Here is a 16,811-nt window from a genome sequence, read left to right as displayed (position 1 = left end):
AGGGATACTATTGTCCGCAGAAACAGTCACGATTGAAACGAATCAAAAGGCGGCGATCCGTCCTGAAGCGTCTCCATGGAGAATCGCCGTTCGCCGTTTTAACCAAAACCGTCTGGCTTTGGCTGGTCTCGTTATATTAATTCTGATGGTTACCATTTGTATATTTGGACCGATGATTTCACCTTATCATTTAGATGATTACAAGCTAGCTGACAAAAATTTATCGCCTAATGCTAAGTACTGGCTCGGTACGGATAAGTTTGGTAGAGATATTTTGCTGCGTACAATGCTGGCCGGCCGTATTTCCTTGACGGTAGGGCTGGTCGCCACGTTTATTTCGGTTATGATCGGAGCGACGCTGGGTGCGCTGGCAGGGTTTTATCGTAAAGGCGTGGATACGGTTATTATGCGGATTGCGGATATTTTCATGGCACTCCCTACATTACCGCTGCTTATTATTTTAGGTGCTGTTCTGTCGGATTTGAAGGTCGATCCGTCGAATCGCATTTATTTTCTGATGCTCATTATCGGGATTCTGAGCTGGACGAGCTTGTCCCGTCTGGTCAGGGGGCAGATTCTTACGCTGCGTGAACAGGAGTTTATGCAGGCGACGGAAGCGCTAGGTTTGAGAGACCGCCGCAAAATATTCCGACATTTGCTGCCGAACACGATTCCTACCATTATTGTTACGGCTACGCTTGGAGTAGCGGGTGCGATTATTACAGAATCTGCGCTCAGTTACTTGGGGATTGGCGTTGTGCCGCCCACACCTTCGTGGGGAAACATGATATCAGCTGCGAATAACCTGATTGACTTCCGCAAACGGCCTTGGATATGGGTCCCACCGGGAATGTGTATTCTCATTACCGTTGTAGCGATTAACCTGATTGGCGACGGTTTGCGTGACGCGCTGGACCCTAAAATGAAGAAGTAGGAGACGAACGTTTATGGAAAATGCTTTGATTGAATTTCGTAACCTGAAAACCCACTTTCATACCTCTAACGGAACTGTCAAAGCGGTCAATGACGTCAGTTTTAAAATTCGTGAGGGTGAAACGCTCTGTGTGGTAGGAGAATCAGGCTGCGGTAAGAGTGTAACAGCGATGACGATGATGCGGTTGATTGATTCTCCCCACACCTCAGACGGACAAATCTGGTTTGAGGGCAAGGACCTCCTAAAACTCAATAAAGGTCAAATGCAGCAGATTCGCGGCAATGACATCTCGATTATTTTTCAGGAGCCGATGTCTTCTCTGAATCCCGTGCTTACGATTGGGGAACAGATCACGGAGCCATTGCTGATGCACACATTAATGAGTAAAAAAGAAGCACATGCTCGGGCAATTGAGCTGATTAATTTGGTGGGGATTTCACGTTCAGAGGAAATATTTCATTCCTATCCTCATGAATTGAGTGGCGGTATGCGCCAGCGGATTATGATTGCCATCGCATTAAGCTGTAACCCGAAGCTATTGATTGCGGATGAACCAACAACGGCACTGGATGTTACGATTCAAGCTCAGATTCTGGATTTAATGCGGGATTTGAAGGATAAGCTTAAAACGTCCATTATGCTCATCACGCACGACTTGGGCGTCGTGGCAGAAATGGCTGATTATGTGGTTGTTATGTATGCTGGAAACGTCATTGAAGAGGCGCCTGTCATTGAGCTGTTTAAAAATCCGCAACATCCATATACTCAAGGCTTATTAAAGGCGAAGCCCGTCATTAATCAGAAAATGGATCGACTCTATTCCATCCCAGGACAGGTTCCAAACCCGATTGAGCTGGGAGAAAATTGTCATTTTCATGATCGGTGCGCCCATTGTATGCAAATTTGCAAGGATCAGGCTCCTCCCTTGAATGAAAAGGAGAATGGTCATAAGGTTGCCTGCTGGCTATATGAGAAAGAAGGAGGGCAACGGATATGAGCGAGCCTTTGATTCAAGTGGAAGGGCTGAAAAAGTATTTCCCGATCACAGGCGGAATTTTTCAGCGTACTGTCGGACATGTGAAAGCAGTCGATGACGTATCCTTTAACATTCATAAGGGTGAATCCTTCGGTCTGGTAGGAGAATCGGGTTGCGGCAAAAGTACGATTGGACGTACGATTCTCAGATTGATGGATAAGACAGAGGGATCGGTACGATATAAAGGCGAGGACTTGCACGCGTTAAACAAAGAGCAGATCCGTGCGCTTCGTCCGAAGTTGCAAATCGTCTTTCAGGACCCTTTTAGCTCACTGAATCCGAGAATTAAGGTCGGTGAAGCCATTGGAGAGGCGTTGCTGGATCACGGGTTGATTGATCGTAGTGAGCTGCGGAAGAAGGTCAATGAAACGCTGAACATTTGCGGGCTGTCCTCGTATCATTATGATCGGTATCCGCATGAGTTCTCTGGCGGTCAGCGCCAGCGGATCGGGATTGCACGGGCTTTGATTTTGAATCCTGATTTTATTGTGGCTGACGAGCCGGTATCTGCTCTGGATGTGTCTATTCAGGCCCAGATCATTAACTTGTTAAGTGATTTGCAGCAGGAACGCCAATTGACCTATCTGTTCATCTCGCATGATCTAAGTGTAGTCGAGCATCTGTGTAGCCGGATTGGTGTGATGTATCTGGGTTCAATGGTAGAGCTTTCCTCCAAGGAGGAACTGTTCAGTAACCCGCTTCATCCGTACACGAAGGCGCTACTATCGGCTGTACCGATTCCCGATCCCACGATCAAGAGACAACGGATTGTGTTGAAAGGAGACATCCCATCTCCGGCTAATCCGCCTTCAGGATGCAAGTTTCATACACGTTGTCCTATGGCAGAAGCACGTTGTGAAACAGAGACTCCGGTATACCGCGATGCGGGCGATCAGCATTTTGTAGCCTGTCACTTTGCCTGAAATATAATAATTAGGAAGCAAAATATCCGTCATTCTGAAAGCAGAATTGACGGATATTTTGGCGTGGAATAAAAAAGGTAAAAAAATTGTATCTTTTTTTCGAAAAATTGCAGACAAAATGGATTTTTCATCGTCTAATAAAGTATGGAGGTTATATACGATGATGAAAAAACATTGGTTACGTTGGGCTATTGTCGTCCCGGTACTTATTATATTGATTTTTATTACGCTTGGGCCCCGCCTGTTGATCGGAAAGCCGAATGTGGATGCAGAGGCTGCGGTGCTGATGGACATGCATACTGGGGAATTGCTGATGGATGTGAATGGTGATACGCCTATGCCTTCCGCAAATATGTCCAAGCTCATGACTGAGCTATTGGTGCTGGAGGATATTCGGGCCGGACGGTTAGGCTGGAATGATGAAGTGCGAATTAGCCGTTACGCCAGTACAGTGGGCGGTGTAAATCTCTCCCTCCGGTATGGTGAAAGGATGACCGTATCCGAATTGTTCCAGAGTATGGTTGTGTATTCAGCGAATGATGCCGCTGTCGCGTTAGCGGAGCGTTCAGCAGGGAACGAATCAGCTTTTGTGAAGCGTATGAATGGGAAAGCTGCCCAAATCGGGTTGTCATCCGATAGTCGCTTTAGCAATGCGTCTGGGGCAGGTCAGAGTGAACTGGGGCCGAATCACCCTGAGGATATTCAGGGAGAAACGAAAATGACAGCAAGCGACACGGCAAAGTTGGCCTCCTATTTGATTACGTCACACCCGGAGATTTTGAGAACGTCCAGTCGTACGCAGATGGAGTTGAAGGATAAAGGCATCTACATTAGTAATACGAACTGGATGCTGCCTTCTTTGGCTGGACCGTACTCTTACGCAGGAACGGACGGACTGAAAGCAGGGTACACAAGCGATGCTGGATACTGCTTCACGGGCACAGCTGAGCAGCATGGAAGACGGCTAGTTGCTGTGGTGCTGGGTGCACCGAGCAAGGAAGAGCGTTTTGAGCAGACACGGAAGTTGTTCGATTATGGTTTTTCCCTGTCGACTTCTTTCCCGGTGAGACTGCAAAATTTGGTGAAACTGGCTCCACATTAAGGCAAAAAATGATTTTGAAAGCTACATAGGATACGAATATAAACATGAATTGGGGCTTTGACCGTGAGGTTGAAGCCTTTTTTGGTATGAATTCGAGGAGCTGACCACGCCATGACACTTTTGACAACAAGGTAGTAGACCTTTTATGCTTTGAGGGGAAGTTTCAGCTTCATGTGGGACCAATTTGGTTTAATGAAGAGATGGGATTTGTGACGGAAAGAAGGAAGGTACCTGTTATGGAGAGAAGACATAAGAGAAGGACCAGTGGAAAGCCCAAAAAGAAAAAGAGGTTTACCGCTCTATATATTTCATGTATTGTTTTATTTTTGATTGCAGTGGGAGGCTACCTGTTCCGCAAACAGCTGACACTGGTGGCTTTTGATTGGTTTGTATCACCGACGTTGGAAAGCAAGCTGGAGAAATCCTATCAGCCGCGACAATCCGGGGAACAGCAGCAGCAAGAGACAGTAGCTTACCGTAAGGAACCCTTTTCGGTGCTGTTACTGGGTACAGATCAAAGGCCAAATGAAAAGGCGCGTGGTCGCTCGGATACGGTTATGTATGCGGTAGTACGGCCCGCAGAATCGCGTGTGCTTTTAGTTTCCATTCCAAGGGATACGTACGTACAGATTGCCGGACATGATCCGAATCGCGATGGCGAGGATGATTTTGATAAGTTGGGGCATGCTTATGCGTTCGGAGGCGAAGATATGTCCATGGCTACAGTAGAGAAGTTGATGGAGCATAAGGCCGATTATTATGCTACGATTAATTTCCAGGGTATTCAGGAGGCGGTGAATGCAGTGGGTGGAGTTGTGCTTCCAATCGACAAGCCCATTGAGAATAAGAACCCGCTGCATATCAAGTTCCGTATTGAGGCGGGCAAGCCGCTTTATAATGGTGAAGAAGCCATGTATTATGTTAGATATCGGGAAGATAGTGACTTCAACCGTACAAAACGGCAGCAAATATTTTTGAACGCTATGGCGGATAAGCTGCTGAATATCAACGGAATTACCAAGATCCCGGAGCTGCTCGATATTATGGGAGCCAATTTTAAAACCGATATGGAACCTACTTTTATTACTGGGCTTGGCAAGCAAGCTATTTCGCAGGGGAATCCACAAATTTCAAGTTTTACGATTACGGGGGAAGGGTTCAAGAAGAAGGGCCTGTATTATGACCGGGCTAATGAACAGGAACTTGAATATGCCAGACTCATGATTGCCAACTGGCTAGATTCCGATACAACCCCGCAGACGCTGAGGCTTCCCGACAAGCAGGACATTCAGTGAATAATCAATGGATTTATATTTGATTTTGAGGGGGATTCGTTTCTCATGAATATCGCTTTTTTCTTGCTTCCCAAACAGGAAGTTGCTTGTGTAACGGCGGATGCTACTTTACGGCAAACGTTGGAACGGATGGAATATCACCGTTTTACAGCGGTTCCTATTTTGGATAAAGAAGGTAGATATACAGGTACGGTTACAGAAGGTGATCTGTTGTGGCATATGAAAGAGTCCGAGGGGAAAATCACCTTTGAAAACGCTTCTAAGTTCATGCTTAAGGACGTTCCGTTGCGGGTTACGATGAAGCCCGTATCCATTGACGCGAACATGGAGGATTTAATTAATTTGGCGAAGGTACAGAATTTTGTACCCGTCGTAGATGATATGGAACGGTTTATTGGCATTGTACGTCGCAGCCAGATTATTGAGTATTGTGAAAAATTTGTGTCCAGGGAATCGCTCAATACTTCAAGCTAAAATAAGCAGCAAAGCTGGTCCGAAAATAACGATTTATCCTATGGGGTAACAGTTATTTTCAGAATAGGATATGCTATAATGGAGAATAAAGCTTTTTCAGAGGGGTGTGACTCTTCATCATATGCCTAAAGAAATGGATGTAGTTAAACGAGCCAAGGTTATTGAATGGCTTAAAACAGAGGTGCTTGACCAAGTCTCCCGTCTGTTTAAGGCGATGTGGGAAGGCAGTACAGCCCGCATCGGTGATTGTTTGGCGAGTTTGGTGATGAGCAGTTATATTTTGGGGAGGCGCCTTGGAGTGTCTTACCGTGAATTGGATGATCTACTCATCGACAAGCTAAGAAAGCACAGAAAAGAAGGACACCAGCTGGAGGATTGGTATCAGGACATTTCCGCACTGGAAGAACATATGCGTAAGAGGTGAAAACGTTGAAATTCCGCTTGGCAACTGTAGCATGGAGCGTCATTTATTTGCTTCTGCTGCTGACTCTATTGACACCATTAAGAATCATTACCGTATTTTTGCTGATTGTGCCTGGCGCTGTATTGTTTTCATCGCTGCCTTTCAAAGGATTTCTGGTCCACGTCATACCGGTGCTGTTAATTATAGCGCTACTCGATGTGTATTCGCTGCTCCCTGCGATTTATTTTCTGATTCCTTCAATCATGATGGGACGGATTTATAAAAAGGGAGGACCTGCTTTTCAAGCGTTGATGACCGGAATGGGCATTATTTTAGCCGAGTTGTTGGTTGTTCTGTTTATCGCTACGTATTCCTTTGGATTTGATCTTTCGCAGTACCTTCGTGATCAGGCTGCGATATCGGCAAGTATTGTACAGCAGGTTTTGAGTACTAATCCGATGTTTTCAAACATGAATTGGACGGCAGAGGATACGCAGAAACTCGGCACAATGCTGATTGGAAAAATTCCGTATGTGCTGATCGTGACCTCGTTCATATTGGCGGTGATTACGCATGCTTTGGCACGTCCGGCATTGAGCAGTCTCGACGTACCGGTACGCAAAATGAAGCCTGCCCGCGAGTGGAGGCTACCGCGCGCGCTGATCTGGTATTATCTGCTGGCAATTGTAATTGAATGGATAGCAGGGTCTTCCGATAGCAGCTGGATTCAAATGGTTTCCATTAGTATGCTACCGCTGATTCATGCATGTTTTATTATCCAGACGATTGGTTTTGTATACTTCTGGACGCATAGCCGTAAAATGAGCCCGGTGATTGCGTTGCTGCTGTCGCTCGTCGTTCTGGTGTTCCAGCCGCTCCGCATTATAGGTATTATTGATTTGGCCTTTCCGCTGCGTGAAGCTATTACAAGATCAAAGAAATAGGGTGAACAGTCATGCCTAAATTTCTACAAAAACGCTGGCACGGCTATCAGACGGTCTGGGCGTTTTTACTGCTGCTGGTGCTTGTCATATGTATTTCCATGTACAACTGGGAACTGGGTGTGATAGGACTGCTGCTGTCATTCTTGCTCGGCGGGCTGATGCTGAAGACGGAATTGGATTTTCGTCGGGAACTGAATCAATATATCAGCGGTCTTTCCTTCCGGATCAAGCGGGTGGAAGGGGAAGCGATTAGTGCATTGCCGTTCGGCATCATTTTATACAGTGAAAATCGAACGGTAGAATGGCACAATCGGTTTGCCGGGGAGATGTTCGAGGAGCAATCACTGATTGGTGAATCTCTTCAAGATTTGTTTCCTCAACTCGCAGGTGCTCTAAGCACCAAGAAGGAAACAAAGGAGCCTGCTCGTGAGCTGAAGGTGGAGCTACAGCATGATGAGCGTCATTATCAGTTTCTGATTGTGCCCGATGAGCGTCTGATATATTTGTATGAAGTCACGGAGTTGGCGGTGCTACGCAAGCAGTATGAAAACGAGCGGTTGGCGCTCGGTATCGTCATGCTCGATAATATGGACGAGGCTGCTCAGGGGATGGACGATCAGCAGCGCACCGCGCTTATTGCGAAGGTGTCAAGCGAGATTACATCCTGGGCTAATCAGTACAATATTTATTTGCGTCGATTATCTTCTGAGCGTTATCTCATTATGCTAAATCATAAAGCGCTTCAGGAGCTGGAGCAAAGTCGATTCGTCATTCTGGATACCGTAAGGGAAATGACGGCGGATTTGAAAGTACCGATGACACTGAGTATTGGCTTGTCCTTCGGTGCAGAGAGCATCAAGGAGCTAGGCGAGCTGGCCCAGTCCAGTCTGGATATGGCACTTGGACGTGGAGGCGATCAGGCAGCAGTGAAGGCGGGACAACGCCTGTCCTTTTACGGAGGCAAGTCCAATGCTGTCGAGAAGCGGACCAGGGTACGTGCCCGAGTCATTGCACATGCATTGCGTGATCTGATGCAGGAGAGCGACCGCGTGCTGATCATGGGACATAAAATACCGGACATGGATGCAGTGGGAGCGGCCATCGGTGTGTGGAAGGCTGCGGCGCTTTACAATGTAGAGGCACATATCGTGCTGGATAAATCCAATCCGTCTATCGACCGAATGATGGAGCAGGTAAACAAGGATGAGAAGTTATCGCAAGCGCTCCTGACGCCAGAGCAGTCGCTCCAGCTGATGACTGAGCACAGTCTGCTGGTCGTGGTGGACACGCACAAGGCCTCCATGACGATTGAGCCGCGTCTAGTGCAGACGGCCAGTCGGGTGGTGGTTGTCGACCATCATCGTCGGGGTGAGGAATTTATTAACGATTCGGTTCTGATCTACTTGGAGCCCTATGCGTCATCGGCCTGTGAGCTGGTGACCGAGCTGCTGCAATATATCCATGAGAAGGTCCAACTGACACCGCTGGAGGCAACATCACTGTTGGCAGGGATTACGGTGGATACCAAGCATTTTTCCCTGCATACGGGCTCGCGTACATTTGAGGCAGCCGGCTTTTTACGGCGTAGCGGAGCAGATACAGTTATGATCCAGCGCATGTTAAAAGAGGACCTGGATGAATATATTGCTAAGGCGGAAATTATTAAGCATGCTAAAATGATATATGGGCATATCGCAATTGCGGTGACAGAGCCCGGACAGAAAATACCGCAACTCCTGATTGCTCAGGTGGCGGATTCATTACTCAATATGACGGATGTACTGGCCTCCTTTGTGGTCAGTGAACGTCCTGACGGCCTGGTGGGGATCAGCGCCCGTTCACTCGGACGCATGAACGTACAGGTCGTCATGGAACGGCTAGGCGGCGGAGGACATCTGACGAATGCAGCGGTTCAGCTGGATTGCCCGCTGGAGGAAGCTAAGCGCAGAGTGGTCGACGTGCTGGCCGAAATTGATGGGGAAGAGGGGTTATTTGAATGAAAGTGATATTCATTAAAGATATGAAGGGCCAAGGCAAGAAGGGGCAAATTAAGGAAGTTTCGGACGGTTATGCAGCGAATTTCCTGTTGCCGCGTGGTGTTGCCCGTCCAGCGACAGAAGGAAATATGAAGACGCTGGAAAATCAGAATGCTGCGGAGGAAAAGCGTAAGCAAGAGGAAAAGGAAGAGGCGCAAGCACTCGGCAAAAAGCTGGAAGAGACAACGGTTCAGCTCAAGGCGAAGGCTGGTGAAGGTGGACGGCTGTTCGGCGCGATTACAAGCAAGCAAATCGCGGAGGCAGTAGCTAAAACTGGCATCAAGCTGGACAAACGCAAAATTGAGCTGGAAGAACCGATTCGTACGTTGGGCGTGACTCAAATGACCGTTAAGCTTCATCCTGAGGTCAAAGCTACGCTGAAAGTACAGGTGACTGAAGAATAATTATGGGCGGCGAATTTTTTGATCGGATTCCTCCGCAAAATCTGGAGGCTGAACAGGCGGTTATCGGGTCTATTTTGCTCCAGTCTGAAGCACTGATTACCGCAATGGAGCGGGTGCAGACCGAGGACTTTTATGATAAGGCTCATCAGATGATTTACGAAGCAATGATTGAGCTGGGTGAATCCGGACAGCCGATTGACTTGGTTACGCTGACCTCGAAAATTCAGGACAAGGGACAGCTAGAGGATATCGGCGGTGTCAGTTATCTGGCGAAGCTGGCTCACGGGGTGCCAACAGCGGCTAACGTGGATTACTATGCCCAGATCATTGAAGAAAAAGCGATGCTTCGTCGCTTGATTCGTGCAGCTACACAGATTGTGAGCGAAGGCTATAGCAGTGGCGAGGATGTCGCTGGTATGCTGAGCGATGCTGAGCGCAAGATTATGGAGATATCCAACGGACGCTCAGGTAGTGGCTTTATTGCCATCCGCGATGTCGTGATGGAAGTGTTTGACCGCGTTGAATTGCTGCATCAGAACAAGGGCAATACGACCGGAATTCCGTCTGGATTTGTTGATTTGGACAAGATGACGGCGGGTTTCCAGCGCAATGACTTGATCATTGTGGCCGCCCGTCCATCCGTAGGTAAAACAGCGTTCGCTCTGAATATTGCGCAAAACGTTGCAGTTCGGGCAAAAGAGACAGTAGCCATCTTCAGTCTGGAGATGTCGGCCGCTCAGCTCGTGCAGCGGATGATTTGCGCCGAGGCCAATCTGGACGCGAACGTCATGCGGACAGGTGAATTTAAAGGTGACGACGATTGGGCGAAGCTGACGATGGGCATTGCAGCCTTGTCAGAGGCGGAAATCTATATCGATGATACACCCGGCATCACTGTGGCTGATATCCGTGCCAAATGCCGTCGTCTTAAAGCGGAAAAGGGACTGGGTATGATCGTAATTGACTACTTGCAGCTGATCCACGGACGAGGCAAAGCAGGCGAGAACCGGCAGCAGGAGGTATCGGAAATTTCACGGACATTGAAACAAATCGCTCGTGAGCTTGAAGTGCCTGTAATTGCCCTCTCCCAGCTGAGTCGGGGTGTGGAGCAGCGTCAAGACAAGCGGCCGATGATGAGTGACTTGCGGGAATCGGGTTCTATCGAGCAGGATGCTGATATCGTGGCGTTTCTGTACCGGGATGATTACTATAATCAGGAAACAGAAAAGAAGAATATTATTGAGATTATCATTGCCAAGCAGCGTAACGGCCCGGTCGGTACGGTAGAGTTGGTCTTTCTCAAAAATTATAATAAATTCGCTAATTACGAGCGTGCCCATTCGGATGCGTTCGCCGGATAACATATTAGTATCATTAGAAAAGGCTCTTTCGACGCGGATTTCGCGATCTCGAAAGGGTCTTTTTTTATAGAATTCACGTATTTTCATATAAGGAATGAAACTCTCAATTACGAACAATACTATTTTCATGTAATATAATGTTCGCTTTTTATTTGACTTTAAAAAATGGTGCTGTTACACTTATAGTGCTGCTTCAACGCAGTGGGGAGATCATTACGCCCGGGGCTTTCCGAACCTACGGAATGTCTGCGACGGACGTTTTTTCCTGCTGTCCGAGAACGCTCCATATCTGCTCGCTCAGGCGGTTGAAGTCGGATATGCGTAGTGTGTCAGCTCAAAATCAGAGTGTCTGTGGGCACTCCACGGAGGAATGAAACATGTCAACTGTAGTCGTTGTGGGAACACAATGGGGAGACGAAGGCAAAGGTAAAATCACGGACTATCTGGCGGAAAGCGCTGAAGTGGTGGCCCGTTACCAAGGCGGAAACAATGCTGGTCATACGATTCTCATTGACGGTAAAAAGTACAAGCTGAGCCTGATTCCATCCGGCGTTTTTTATGAAGATAAAAAGTGTGTTATTGGCAACGGTATGGTAGTCAATCCAGCCGCTCTTATTGAAGAAATTACTTACATTCATGATAATGGCTTTTCCACGAAAAATCTGGTCATTAGTGACCGTGCACATGTGATTATGCCGTACCATATGACACTGGATGTGCTGGAAGAAGACCGCAAAGGTCCTAACAAAATTGGTACTACCCGTAAAGGGATTGGCCCTGCTTATATGGATAAAGCTGCACGTAACGGTATTCGTATTGCTGATTTGCTGGATGCAGAGGAATTCGAAAAGAAGCTGCGCCACCAAACGAAAGAAAAAAATCAAGTGATTGAACAAGTATATGGCGGCGAGCCATTGGATGTAGAAGCAATACTGAAACAGTATCTGGAATATGCTGAATTTATCCGTCCTTATGTAGGCGATACGTCTGTCGTGTTGAATGATGCGATTGACGCAAATCAAAAGGTACTGTTCGAGGGTGCCCAAGGCGTTATGCTCGATATCGACCAAGGTACGTATCCATACGTTACGTCCTCTAACCCGTCGGCTGGCGGCGTATGTATTGGTTCCGGTGTGGGACCATCCAAGATTCAACAAGTCATCGGTGTAGCTAAATCGTACACAACTCGTGTAGGTGATGGCCCCTTCCCAACTGAGCTGAACGATGAAGTCGGCGATTACATTCGTGAAACAGGTCATGAGTACGGTACGGTTACAGGTCGTGCTCGTCGTGTGGGCTGGTTTGACAGCGTCGTTGTGCGTCATGCCCGTCGTGTCAGTGGGTTAACGGGTCTTTCCCTGAACTCACTGGACGTATTGACTGGCCTGAAAACGGTGAAAATTTGCACAGGTTACAAGTACCGCGGTGAGGTGATTACGCATTATCCAGCTAGCCTGAAAATGCTGGCGGAGTGCGAAGCGGTATATGAAGAAATGCCAGGTTGGAGCGAAGACATCACTGGTGTGAAAACGCTGGAGGAACTGCCTGAGACTACACGCAATTACGTACAACGCGTGTCTGATCTGACAGGTATCCCAATCGCTATTTTCTCGGTTGGGCGTAATCGCGATCAAACGAATCAGGTGCTTCCGATTTATTTGTAGGACAAGAATAATATAGCTATTGATATACGTTCAAAGAGAGAGGCTGTTAGCAGCCTCTCTCTTTTTTTATTCTGTGAAGTGTTAAATGGTATCTTCCCCTTTACATAATCTTATCTTCCTTGTCGATTTGTGATAACAAACCCTCTCTATAATCCAAATAGAAAAGAGATTCGGACGTCTAGACGTCTTGAGAGGGATGAATTATGAACTGGTATCTTCGCTCACTCGGCACACGCAAAATTGTGGAATTCATTGTGCTTGTCATTTTCGTCATTTTTTTCCTGGGGCCTCTGACCAATCTTCTCCTTTTGGCGGTTTCGGGAAAATGGCAGTATCCTGCACCGCTCCCGCAGAGCTTGTCACTGGAATGGTGGAAGTTTGTACTTACCCAGGATGATGTACTCAGCTCGATTTCTCTATCCTTCCTGATTGCGATTACCGTTACGGTCTGCTCCATTATCGTATGTATTCCTGCTGCCTATGCCTTTGCACGAATTTCTTTCCCGTTCAGTAAGTGGTTCCTTTTCTCATTCCTACTTACGCATGCTTTTCCGAAAATGGGTTTGTATGTGTCTATTGCCGTACTATTCTACCAATTCGGGTTGATGAACACCTTTGCAGGCATTGTGCTTATCCATATGGTAAACACGCTCATGTATATGACCTGGATTCCATCCTCTGCCTTCCGCAGCGTACATCGTGCACAAGAGGAGTCAGCGCGGGATGCTGGAGCCGGACCATTTCGGGTGTTCTGGAAAATCACATTTCCTATGGCGCTGCCCGGCATTGTGGTCGCCTCCATTTTTACCTTTCTTGCTTCACTGGATGAAGCACAGGGGACACTCCTTGTCGGAACGCCGGACTATAAAACAATGCCAGTCATCATGTATTCCATCATTGCTGATTATCCAAGCACAACAGGCGCTGTTTTCTCGGTCATTCTTACCCTGCCAACGATCATTCTGCTATTGGCAGCCAAGCGTTTTGTAAGTGCCGATGTCCTGGCAGGCGGATTTCAGGTGAAATAACGTAATTGGTCAAAAGAGGAGTTTGTAAAATCCTGAAAAAGGAGCCTAAGCTAATGCCCATTCAATTATCCATTCAAGAGTTAACCAAGCGCTTCAAGACAGGAGACGGAGTCAAAGGCATTTCACTTGACGTGATGAAGGGAGAGCTGGTGACACTGCTGGGACCTTCCGGCTGTGGTAAAACAACCGTGCTTCGCTCCATTGGCGGCTTTTTGGACCCGGACAGTGGCGACATTCAGATTCAGGGTAAAAGCGTACTCAAGCTGCCGCCCGAAAAGCGTCCGACGGCTATGGTGTTCCAAAGCTATAATTTGTGGCCGCATATGACCGTGTATGACAACCTGGCTTTCGGCTTGAAGATTCGAAAGGTGAAGAAGACAGAGATTGACCGTCAGGTGAAGGAAGCGCTAGCGCTGGTTCGGCTAGAGAGCGCAGAGCGTAAAACGCCGGGACAGCTCTCGGGCGGTCAGCAGCAGCGGGTAGCACTCGCTCGGGCTCTGCTGCTAAAGCCTGATGTATTGCTGCTGGACGAGCCCTTTTCCGCACTTGATGCCAAATTGCGTATGGAGATGAGAGAGGAGCTGCGCGATATCCAGACCCAGACGGGGATGACGATGGTATTCGTCACCCATGATCAGGAGGAGGCGCTGTCCATTTCCGACCGCATCGTCGTTATGAATGCGGGCCGGATTGAGCAGCTTTCTTCACCGCAGGAGATCTATGACAAGCCACAGTCACTTTTTGTAGCAGGTTTTATTGGCCGGATCAATTTATTAAAGGGGGTGAGTACAGGTCGCAGTGTCTCTGTGAGCGGAATACCGTTTGCACAAGAGCATGAATACACGGGTAAATCCATGGTTGGTGTAAGGCCAGAGGATATTGTTCTGACGACGGAAGAAAAAGGTTCTCTAGCCGGAACGATCAGACAAGTGATGATTCTCGGGCATTATGCGGAAGTTTCGCTGGATAGCGGTACCCACCATCTGAAAATGTTTGTGCCGCGTGAACGAGCGACCGAGCTACGCAGTGGAGAGCACATCAGATTCAGCTTCAGTAAAATTGTTACTTTTCCAGCAGCACAGTGAAGATTCACGATCAACCTCTATATCGCATCAATGTCCATCACGAACGCATCATCTGGTGATGCTGCGAACTTGTGCAACTATCTAAAGGAGGCAACAACGTGTTTGGGAAAAAGAATATGGGTCTGGTTTTGGCAGGGGTACTTGGTTTATCGTTGTTGGCTGGCTGTGGAAACGGCGGTAATGCCGCCACGGCTACAGGGGAAGCCAAGTCTACCAAAGCGGGAGCCGCTACGGGAACAACGGAAATTTCCTTGTACACTGGAGGGTCTCTGAACGTTAAAGAGCTGTGGGAAACGTTAATCAAGGACTTTGAAGCTAAAAATGATCACGTTAAGGTCAAACTGGTGTATTTGCCAGCAGGAACCGGAGGTGCATCTACACTGGACCGTCTGATCGCAGCCAAGAAAAGCGGACAAACCGATACAGATATCGACCTGTACGAAGGCAGTCTGGATGATATCACCAAAGGGGTAGGCGAAAAACTGTGGGAAACGGTGGACGCTGCCAAGGTTCCAAATTTGAAGAATGTGGATGAAACGTATCTCAAGCAAGTCAACAATCAGGCCATTCCATACCGTGCTTCTTCGGTTGTCCTTGCCTATAACAGTGCAAAAGTAGCGACACCTCCGAAAACAGCCGAAGAGCTGTACACGTGGATTCGCCAGCATCCGGGCAAGTTCGCCTATAATGATCCGTCCACAGGTGGATCAGGCAGCTCATTTGTGAACACGGTTATCTATAATTTCCTTCCGCCAGAGGCGATGAACAGTGATGATCCGGCAAATATGAAAAAATGGGATCAAGGTTTCTCACTGCTCAAGGAACTGGGCCCTTCAATGTACCAAAAAGGAGTCTATCCTAAGAAGAACCAAGGTACGCTTGATATTTTAGCAAGTGGAGAGGTAGACATGGTTCCAGCCTGGTCTGATATGGCGCTCGAACAACTGGCTAAAGGGCTGCTTCCAGACACGGTGAAGCTGACACAGATCGACCCTGCTTTTACAGGTGGCCCCTCTTATCTGATGGTTCCTTCACTTTCCTCCAAAAAAGAAGCAACCCAGGAATTCTTGAATTATATACTGACGCCTGAAGCGCAAACGGTGGTTATTAATAAAATGTACGGCTATCCGGGGATTAAGTGGAATCTGATGCCAACGGAACTGCAAGAGAAATTCAACAGTGTATCTTCTGGATACCGCAGCTTTAACAGCGGAGAGCTTCAGCAGGAAATCTACAAACGCTGGCAAAGTGAAGTAGCGGGCGGTTGAGCATGAGTTCATTGTCCAAAAGGGGGATGCTGGGGCTTGCTCTGGTCATCCCGTCTTTTCTCATTTTGCTGGTCGTCGTTATTATTCCGATTCTCTATGCCGTGAAGGAAAGCTTGATTGATCAATATGGAACGGGCTACGGTCTAGCTAACTATATTCGGCTGTTCACGGAACCTGCCATGCGTAGAAATATCATGTATACGATTAATGTCACGTTAGTCTCGACGGCCCTTACTCTGGTCATCAGCTATGCTTTGGCGATTTATCTGAGATTCGGCAAAGGAGTTGTCGTGAAGTGGATAGGCCGCTTGTATTTTATTCCGATGTTTGTTCCCGGTGTAATTGCAACGTATGCGATCATTACCATGTATGGCAATCACGGTTGGGCTGCACGTCTTTTGCTGCCGCTCGGCATTGAGACGATTCCGAGGATTATTTATGACTACAAAGGGCTGGTGCTGGCTAATTTGTGGTTCAACATTCCGTTCGCAACCATGCTGCTCAGCTCGGCACTTGCCAGCATTCCAAACGCTGTCGTCGAAAGCGCCAGAGATGCCGGAGCCAGCACGATGCAGCTGTTTGGGCGCTTTATTTTACCCCTTTCCTACAAAACGATGTGGGTTGCGGTGACCTTCATTTTTATGGGAATCATGGGTAGCTTTACGGCTCCCTTCCTGATTGGTGCCAACTCGCCGCAGGTGCTGGGTGTTGCGATGCAGCAGGTGTTTTCCAGCTATCAGGAGACGCATACGGCCAGCGCAATGGCAGTGTTTATGTTTTTACTGTGTTCTTTTATGGGCTACTTTTATATTCGGACAATGGTGAAGGATGCGGATGCTAGCTAGACCGCCGTT

The 16,811-nt window shown here is 47.8% G+C and carries 16 protein-coding genes; all 16 read left to right on the top strand.

The features are described from left to right. The first annotated feature begins 10 nt into the window (after positions 1-10). The gene (gene opp4C, locus ACUYLD_RS14055) at positions 11-934 is read left to right on the top strand and encodes an oligopeptide ABC transporter permease (protein ID WP_061830439.1); all 924 of its coding nucleotides are present in this window, start codon (positions 11-13) and stop codon (positions 932-934) included. Between the two features lie 13 nt (positions 935-947). After that, entirely contained in the window at positions 948-1,931 is a 984-nt protein-coding gene (locus tag ACUYLD_RS14050; protein ID WP_149034876.1) for an ABC transporter ATP-binding protein, read from the top strand. Further along, entirely contained in the window at positions 1,928-2,893 is a 966-nt protein-coding gene (locus ACUYLD_RS14045) for an ABC transporter ATP-binding protein (protein ID WP_254328001.1), read from the top strand. Before ACUYLD_RS14050 ends, ACUYLD_RS14045 begins: the two co-directional genes overlap by 4 nt. Before the next feature lie 160 nt (positions 2,894-3,053). Then, positions 3,054-3,995, top strand: a complete 942-nt coding sequence (locus ACUYLD_RS14040; RefSeq protein WP_061830438.1) for a D-alanyl-D-alanine carboxypeptidase family protein — start codon at positions 3,054-3,056, stop codon at positions 3,993-3,995. A 236-nt stretch (positions 3,996-4,231) separates the two neighbouring features. After that, a complete protein-coding gene (locus ACUYLD_RS14035) occupies positions 4,232-5,290 on the top strand; it encodes an LCP family protein (protein WP_039272111.1) in 1,059 nt (352 codons plus the stop codon). Positions 5,291-5,335: 45 nt separating this feature from the next. Next, positions 5,336-5,764 carry a CBS domain-containing protein gene (locus tag ACUYLD_RS14030; RefSeq protein ID WP_013312792.1) on the top strand — a complete coding sequence of 143 codons (429 nt, stop codon included), beginning with the start codon at positions 5,336-5,338 and terminating at the stop codon, positions 5,762-5,764. A 121-nt stretch (positions 5,765-5,885) separates the two neighbouring features. Further along, a complete protein-coding gene (locus ACUYLD_RS14025) occupies positions 5,886-6,188 on the top strand; it encodes a MazG-like family protein (protein WP_013312791.1) in 303 nt (100 codons plus the stop codon). A 5-nt stretch (positions 6,189-6,193) separates the two neighbouring features. Next, positions 6,194-7,111 carry a DUF2232 domain-containing protein gene (locus tag ACUYLD_RS14020; RefSeq protein WP_446675326.1) on the top strand — a complete coding sequence of 306 codons (918 nt, stop codon included), beginning with the start codon at positions 6,194-6,196 and terminating at the stop codon, positions 7,109-7,111. An 11-nt stretch (positions 7,112-7,122) separates the two neighbouring features. Continuing rightward, a complete protein-coding gene (locus tag ACUYLD_RS14015; protein WP_039272108.1) occupies positions 7,123-9,111 on the top strand; it encodes a DHH family phosphoesterase in 1,989 nt (662 codons plus the stop codon). After that, a complete protein-coding gene (rplI, locus tag ACUYLD_RS14010; protein ID WP_013312788.1) occupies positions 9,108-9,551 on the top strand; it encodes a 50S ribosomal protein L9 in 444 nt (147 codons plus the stop codon). Before ACUYLD_RS14015 ends, rplI begins: the two co-directional genes overlap by 4 nt. 2 nt (positions 9,552-9,553) lie before the next feature. Beyond that, on the top strand, positions 9,554-10,912 hold the full coding sequence (dnaB, locus tag ACUYLD_RS14005; RefSeq protein ID WP_013373892.1) for a replicative DNA helicase: 1,359 nt from the start codon (positions 9,554-9,556) through the stop codon (positions 10,910-10,912). A 377-nt stretch (positions 10,913-11,289) separates the two neighbouring features. Continuing rightward, positions 11,290-12,576, top strand: coding sequence for an adenylosuccinate synthase (locus ACUYLD_RS14000; protein ID WP_029518946.1), 1,287 nt, complete (start codon positions 11,290-11,292; stop codon positions 12,574-12,576). Between the two features lie 203 nt (positions 12,577-12,779). Further along, positions 12,780-13,604, top strand: coding sequence for an ABC transporter permease (locus ACUYLD_RS13995; RefSeq protein WP_025723149.1), 825 nt, complete (start codon positions 12,780-12,782; stop codon positions 13,602-13,604). Positions 13,605-13,657: 53 nt separating this feature from the next. Beyond that, on the top strand, positions 13,658-14,689 hold the full coding sequence (locus ACUYLD_RS13990) for an ABC transporter ATP-binding protein (RefSeq protein WP_254349770.1): 1,032 nt from the start codon (positions 13,658-13,660) through the stop codon (positions 14,687-14,689). 98 nt (positions 14,690-14,787) lie between these two features. After that, positions 14,788-15,957, top strand: a complete 1,170-nt coding sequence (locus tag ACUYLD_RS13985; protein ID WP_322159124.1) for an extracellular solute-binding protein — start codon at positions 14,788-14,790, stop codon at positions 15,955-15,957. Positions 15,958-15,959: 2 nt separating this feature from the next. Continuing rightward, positions 15,960-16,802 carry an ABC transporter permease gene (locus tag ACUYLD_RS13980; protein WP_165178318.1) on the top strand — a complete coding sequence of 281 codons (843 nt, stop codon included), beginning with the start codon at positions 15,960-15,962 and terminating at the stop codon, positions 16,800-16,802. The last annotated feature ends 9 nt before the right edge of the window (positions 16,803-16,811 follow it).

It is taken from the genome of Paenibacillus sp. SER-28, from assembly GCF_052906305.1.
Note: the sequence above shows the minus strand (reverse complement) of the source record. Positions and strands in the feature narration are given on the sequence as shown.

Excerpts from the sequence above, each read along its gene's own strand:
- ACUYLD_RS14030 (WP_013312792.1), top strand. The coding sequence starts at position 5,336 with ATGAATATCGCTTTTTTCTTGCTTCCCAAACAGGAAGTTGCTTGTGTA.
- dnaB (WP_013373892.1), top strand. The coding sequence starts at position 9,554 with ATGGGCGGCGAATTTTTTGATCGGATTCCTCCGCAAAATCTGGAGGCT.
- ACUYLD_RS14045 (WP_254328001.1), top strand. The coding sequence starts at position 1,928 with ATGAGCGAGCCTTTGATTCAAGTGGAAGGGCTGAAAAAGTATTTCCCG.
- rplI (WP_013312788.1), top strand. The coding sequence starts at position 9,108 with ATGAAAGTGATATTCATTAAAGATATGAAGGGCCAAGGCAAGAAGGGG.
- ACUYLD_RS14035 (WP_039272111.1), top strand. The coding sequence starts at position 4,232 with ATGGAGAGAAGACATAAGAGAAGGACCAGTGGAAAGCCCAAAAAGAAA.
- ACUYLD_RS14025 (WP_013312791.1), top strand. The coding sequence starts at position 5,886 with ATGCCTAAAGAAATGGATGTAGTTAAACGAGCCAAGGTTATTGAATGG.
- ACUYLD_RS14000 (WP_029518946.1), top strand. The coding sequence starts at position 11,290 with ATGTCAACTGTAGTCGTTGTGGGAACACAATGGGGAGACGAAGGCAAA.
- ACUYLD_RS14015 (WP_039272108.1), top strand. The coding sequence starts at position 7,123 with ATGCCTAAATTTCTACAAAAACGCTGGCACGGCTATCAGACGGTCTGG.
- ACUYLD_RS13980 (WP_165178318.1), top strand. The coding sequence starts at position 15,960 with ATGAGTTCATTGTCCAAAAGGGGGATGCTGGGGCTTGCTCTGGTCATC.
- ACUYLD_RS14040 (WP_061830438.1), top strand. The coding sequence starts at position 3,054 with ATGATGAAAAAACATTGGTTACGTTGGGCTATTGTCGTCCCGGTACTT.
- ACUYLD_RS14050 (WP_149034876.1), top strand. The coding sequence starts at position 948 with ATGGAAAATGCTTTGATTGAATTTCGTAACCTGAAAACCCACTTTCAT.
- ACUYLD_RS13990 (WP_254349770.1), top strand. The coding sequence starts at position 13,658 with ATGCCCATTCAATTATCCATTCAAGAGTTAACCAAGCGCTTCAAGACA.
- ACUYLD_RS13995 (WP_025723149.1), top strand. The coding sequence starts at position 12,780 with ATGAACTGGTATCTTCGCTCACTCGGCACACGCAAAATTGTGGAATTC.